Raw genomic sequence first — 4,924 nt, 5'->3', positions numbered from 1 at the left:
GTGCCCGGGTCGCGTGCCCTACAGGGCGCAGTGGAACCAGGGGAGTTCGGCGGCGGCGTCGCGGTCGATGAACCACAGGGTGTCGTCGGCACCACGGACGACGCCCGCCGGGATCTCCGCGCAGCCGGCGATCGCGCTGGCAGCGACGTCCGCCTTGTCGAGGCCGCTGAGCAGGAACCACACCTCGTGGGAACGGTTGAGCGCCGGCACGGTGAGCGAGACCCGATCATCCTCACCCTTGGGTGAGTCGGTCAGCCCGATCACGGTCTGGCCGCTCTGCGGATCGAACGACGGATGATCGGGAAAGATGCTGGCCACATGCCCCTCCGGGCCGATGCTCAGCAGGCAGATGTCGAAGACGACGTCGCCGAGCTCCTTGGTGTAGGTGGCCGCGGCCGCATCGGCATCGGCCACGCCGTCGGCGGACGGCATCGGATGCGTCCGGGCCGGATCGAGGGCGAACTGACCGGCCATCATGGCCAGCGCCACACCGGCATGACGTGCCGGGTCGTCGGTGGAGGTGAACCGCTCATCGGTCCACCACAGTTCCAGCCGCCCTGGATCGACCCCGGAGCCGTCGACGCGGCGTCCGAAGCCCTCATAGATGCGCTGCGCGATCCGGCCGCCGGTGAGGCACAGCTGGACGACCCGTTCGGGATCGGCCTGGATCGCGACGATCCGGGCGACCAGGAGGGCCGCCGCCTGTTCGGCGAGGTCCTCGGCTCCGGAGAACCGCAGAACCTGATCGTTCACGCGTTCGTCGCCTTCTCCGCATCGCGTCGTTCGCAGCGCTCGACCAGCACCCGCATCGCGGAAGCGAAGATGTCGTCGACATCCAGGCGTCGCAACTCCTCGGTGATCAACGCGTCGATGTCGCGGCGACGCAGCGCCACCTGCCGGCGTGGCAGGCCGGGTGCCGAGAAGGTGGCCATCCGGCCGTCCTCGCGGGCGATCACGATGTCGCCCTTGCTGGTGTGCAGGGTGACGTTGGTGATGCCGATGCCCTTGCCGCCCTCGCTGCTCTCCACCTGCACCTTCAGCCGATCCTCCAGCCATGCCGCCAGCAGCATGCTGGCCGCATTGTTGGGACCGGCCTCCACCGACGCCCCGGTGATCTTCGCCGGGTAGGAGTCCAGCGCGGACGCCAGCAGCGCCCGCCAGGGGGTCAGCCTGGTCCAGGTCAGGTCGGTGTCGCCGGGGGAGTAGTTGCGGGCCCGCCGCTCGATGGCGGCCAACGGCCGGGACGATCCCATCGCGTCGGTGATCCGGCGGGCGGCCAGCTTGCCCAGCGGATCCTGTCCGGGCTTGGCGGGGGCGCTGCCGGGCCACCACGCCACCACCGGTGAGTCGGGCAACAGCAGCGCCAGCACCACCGACGCGCGGTGCTCGGTCAGCTGGCCGTGGAAGCGCAACGAGATGATCTCGCCGGGCACCTCCTCGCCGAGCCGGATCTCGGCGTCCACGTGGTCGCCGTCGGCGTCGCCGTTGGTGACCAGGATGATCCGGGACGGGTGCTCCCGGCCGGCGTCCTCGCACGCCTTCAGGGCACGGTCGTAGTGGCGTCCGTCGGCGATCACGATCATGGTGAAGACCATGGACGAGGCGACGCCGATGTTGTGCCTGGCCTCGACCAGCGCCATGTGGATCCCGGTGGCGGTGGTGTCGGGAACGTTGATGATCATCGATCCTCCTAGGGCCGGCGCCAGACGAAGCCGTCGCGGGCGAGCATGGCCTTGCCGCAGGGCGGACCCCACGAGCCGGACTGGTAGCCCTCCGGCTGGGTGTCCAGCTCGGCCCAGAAGTCCAGGATCGGATCGAGGATCTTCCACGCCAACTCGACCTCCTCGTGCTGCGGGAACAGCGGCGGGTCGCCCAGTAGGACGTCCAGGATCAGCCGCTCGTAGGCCTCGGGGCTGGATTCGGCGAACGAGGTGCCGTAGGCGAAGTCCATGGTGACGTCGCGGATCTCCATCAGCGTGGCCGGCACCTTGGCGCCGAACCGCAGCGTGATGCCCTCGTCGGGCTGGATCCGCATCACCAGCGCGTTGCTGCCGAGCGCCTCGGTGTCGGTGTGGCTGAACGGGAGGTGCGGCGCCGGACGCAGGTTCAGCGCGACCTCGGTCACCCGTCGCGGCATCCGCTTGGCCGAACGCAGATAGAACGGGACGCCGGCCCAGCGCCGGTTGTCGATGTCGACCCGGATCGCCGCATAGGTCTCGGTCTGCGACTTCGGGTCGATGCCGTCCTCTTCGAGATAGCCCTTGACCAGCTGGCCGCCGGCCCAGCCGCCGAGGTACTGACCCCGGGCGGTGTGCGCCGCGATGTCCCGGGGCGGACGGGCCGCCGCCAGCACCTTCTTCTTCTCAGCCCGCAACTGCTCGGCGTCGAACGAGGTCGGCTCTTCCATGGCGGTCAGCGCCAGCAGCTGCAGCAGATGGTTCTGGATCACGTCGCGGGCCGCGCCGACACCGTCGTAGTAGCCGGCCCGGCCGCCGATGCCGATGTCCTCGGCCATCGTGATCTGCACATGGTCGATGTAGTTGCGGTTCCAGATCGGCTCGAACAGCTGGTTGGCGAAGCGCAACGCCAGCATGTTCTGCACGGTCTCCTTGCCCAGATAGTGGTCGATCCGGAACACCGACTGGGAGTGGAAGACCGATGAGACCCGGCGCTCCAGCTCGATCGCGCTGGCCAGGTCGTGGCCGAACGGCTTCTCGATCACCACGCGACTCCAGGCGTCCTTGGTGTCGCGCTTGGCCAGGCCGTGCTTGGACAGCATCGAGACCACCTGATCGAACGCCTTCGGCGGGATCGACAGGTAGAAGGCGTGGTTGCCGCCGGTGCCCTGGCTCTCGTCGAGCTCCTTCAGGGTCTCCTTCAGCAGCAGGAACGATTCGTCGCTGTCGAAAGTGCCCGAGACGAACCGGATGCCCTCCAGGAGCTGCTTCCACACCTCTTCGCGGAACGGCGTCCGGGCGCGCTCCTTGACCGAGTCGTGGACGATCTTGGCGAAGTCCTCGCCGTCCCAGTCGCGCCGGGCGAAGCCGATCAGCCCGAAGCCGGGCGGCAGCAGCCCGCGGTTGGCCAGGTCGTAGACCGCCGGCATCAACTTCTTCCGGGCCAGATCGCCGGTCACTCCGAACAGCACCAGGGCACAAGGCCCGGCGATGCGGGGTAACCGGCGATCCTGCGGATCGCGAAGGGGATTGGCGGACGTTCTCGGTTCGCTCACCGGCCCATCGTGGCGCGAATCACTTGACGGAGGCAATTGCCTTCTCGACCGATGCGACGAGTTCGTGCCAGGAAACGATGAACTTCTCCACGCCTTCGTCCTCCAAGACCTGGTAGACGTCGTCGAGATCGACGCCGACCGCGGTCACCTCGTCGAGGACGGCCTGACCGGCGGCGGCCTGACCGACGATCGAGGCGCCGAGCTCGCCGTGGTCGCCGAAGGCGTCCATGGTCTTCTCGGGCATGGTGTTGACCACGCCGTCGGCGATCAGGTTGGTGACGTAGAGGGTGTCGGGCAGATTCGGGTCCTTGGTGCCGGTGGAGGCCCACAGCGGACGCTGCACGTTGGCGCCCTTGGCCTGCAATGCCTTGAACCGGTCGGAGCCGAACACCTCTTCGAAGGCGCCGTAGGCGACCAGGGCGTTGGCGATCGCGGTCTTGGACTGCAGATCGGTGCGGCCGGCGGCAGCGAGGCGCTTGTCGACCTCGGCGTCCACCCGGGACACGAAGAACGACGCCACCGAGTGGATCTTGGACAGGTCGCGACCGGCCTCGGCGGCCTCTTCCAGGCCGGACAGGTAGGCGTCCATCACCTCGCGGTAGCGGGCCTCGGAGAAGATCAGCGTCACGTTGACCGAGATGCCGGCGGCGATCGAGGCCTGGATGGCGGGCAGGCCCGGCTTGGTGGCGGGGATCTTGATCAGCACGTTCTCGCGACCCACCAGGCCGTGCAGTTCGGAAGCCTGCGCGATGGTGCCGTCGGTGTCGTTGGCCAGCGTCGGCGCGACCTCGATGGAGACCCGGCCGTCGTAGCCCTTCGAAGCGCTGTAGACGTCGGCGAACAGGTCGCAGGCGTTGCGCACATCGGTGGAGCACAGCTGCTTGATCGCGGTGTCGACGTCCACGTCGCCCAGCGAGCGCAGCTGCTCGGCGTAGTCGGCGCCGTTGGTCAGTGCGGCGGCAAAGATCGTCGGGTTGGTGGTCACGCCGGACACGGAGTCATCGGCGATCTTCTGCGCCAGATTCCCACTGGTCAGCCGCGCCCGCGAGAGGTCGTCGAGCCAGATGCTCACTCCCGCGTCCGCCAAAGCCTTCAGACGATCATTCATTGTCGATCAACTCCTGTTCGTAGGGTTGTCCCCGCGTGCGGCGACGGTTCAGGGGCACTCTAGTCGTGGCCGTGTTCCTGCATGGTGGGGAAGGGCTAGACTGCTCGCGATCCGAGCGAGGAGGAGACGACGGGGATGCACTCATCGGCGCCGACGGTTACTGCCACGGCTTCGGGCTCCCTGCGGGCCTATGTCGCGCTCACCAAACCACGGATCATCGAGCTGTTGCTGGTCACCACAGTACCCGCCATGTTCCTGGCCGCAGGCGGTGTGCCGGAATGGCAGAAGGTGGTTTGGACGCTCGTCGGCGGCACCTTGGCGGCGGGTTCCGCCAACGTCTTCAACTCGGTGCTGGACGCCGACATCGACTCCGAGATGCGGCGCACCCGGCGGCGTCCGATGGCGCTGAACAGCGTGCCGCCGGCCCGTGCCTACGTCTTCGGTGCGGTGCTGGGCGTGTTGGCCGCGGTGACGCTCGGGTTCGGAGCGAACTGGCTGTCGGCGTCCCTGGCCATGACGGCCAACGCCTACTACGTCTTCGTCTACACGATGGGCCTGAAGCGGCGCACCTCGCAGAACATCGT

5 protein-coding genes are annotated in these 4,924 nt (G+C 68.1%); 1 reads left to right on the top strand and 4 read right to left on the bottom strand.

Translation table 11 applies throughout. From position 1 onward, the window contains the following. Window positions 1-18: 18 nt before the first annotated feature. The 4 genes from pgl to tal all read right to left on the bottom strand — a co-directional run bounded on the left by pgl (window position 19) and on the right by tal (window position 4,340). Window positions 19-753 carry a 6-phosphogluconolactonase gene (gene pgl, locus Q0066_RS07065; RefSeq protein WP_298131499.1) on the bottom strand — a complete coding sequence of 245 codons (735 nt, stop codon included), beginning with the start codon at window positions 751-753 and terminating at the stop codon, window positions 19-21. Further along, window positions 750-1,682, bottom strand: coding sequence for a glucose-6-phosphate dehydrogenase assembly protein OpcA (locus Q0066_RS07060; RefSeq protein WP_298131496.1), 933 nt, complete (start codon window positions 1,680-1,682; stop codon window positions 750-752). The genes pgl and Q0066_RS07060 overlap by 4 nt, the downstream gene beginning before the upstream one ends. Window positions 1,683-1,690: 8 nt before the next feature. Continuing rightward, complete coding sequence (zwf, locus tag Q0066_RS07055) at window positions 1,691-3,148, bottom strand: glucose-6-phosphate dehydrogenase (RefSeq protein ID WP_298131515.1); 1,458 nt, start codon at window positions 3,146-3,148, stop codon at window positions 1,691-1,693. 103 nt (window positions 3,149-3,251) lie between these two features. Next, complete coding sequence (tal, locus tag Q0066_RS07050) at window positions 3,252-4,340, bottom strand: transaldolase (protein WP_298131494.1); 1,089 nt, start codon at window positions 4,338-4,340, stop codon at window positions 3,252-3,254. A gap of 135 nt (window positions 4,341-4,475) precedes the next feature. Here tal and Q0066_RS07045 point away from each other — a divergent pair. Then, window positions 4,476-4,924, top strand: a 449-nt coding sequence (locus Q0066_RS07045) for a UbiA family prenyltransferase (protein ID WP_298131492.1), incomplete at its 3' end; no start/stop codon positions are given.

The organism is Micropruina sp. (genome assembly GCF_027492755.1).
Classification (GTDB): Bacteria; Actinomycetota; Actinomycetes; order Propionibacteriales; family Propionibacteriaceae; genus Micropruina.
The sequence above is the reverse complement of the archived record's forward strand: the minus strand, read 5'-3'. Positions and strand labels throughout refer to the sequence as shown.

Excerpts from the sequence above, each read along its gene's own strand:
- tal (WP_298131494.1), bottom strand. The coding sequence starts at position 4,340 with ATGAATGATCGTCTGAAGGCTTTGGCGGACGCGGGAGTGAGCATCTGG.
- Q0066_RS07060 (WP_298131496.1), bottom strand. The coding sequence starts at position 1,682 with ATGATCATCAACGTTCCCGACACCACCGCCACCGGGATCCACATGGCG.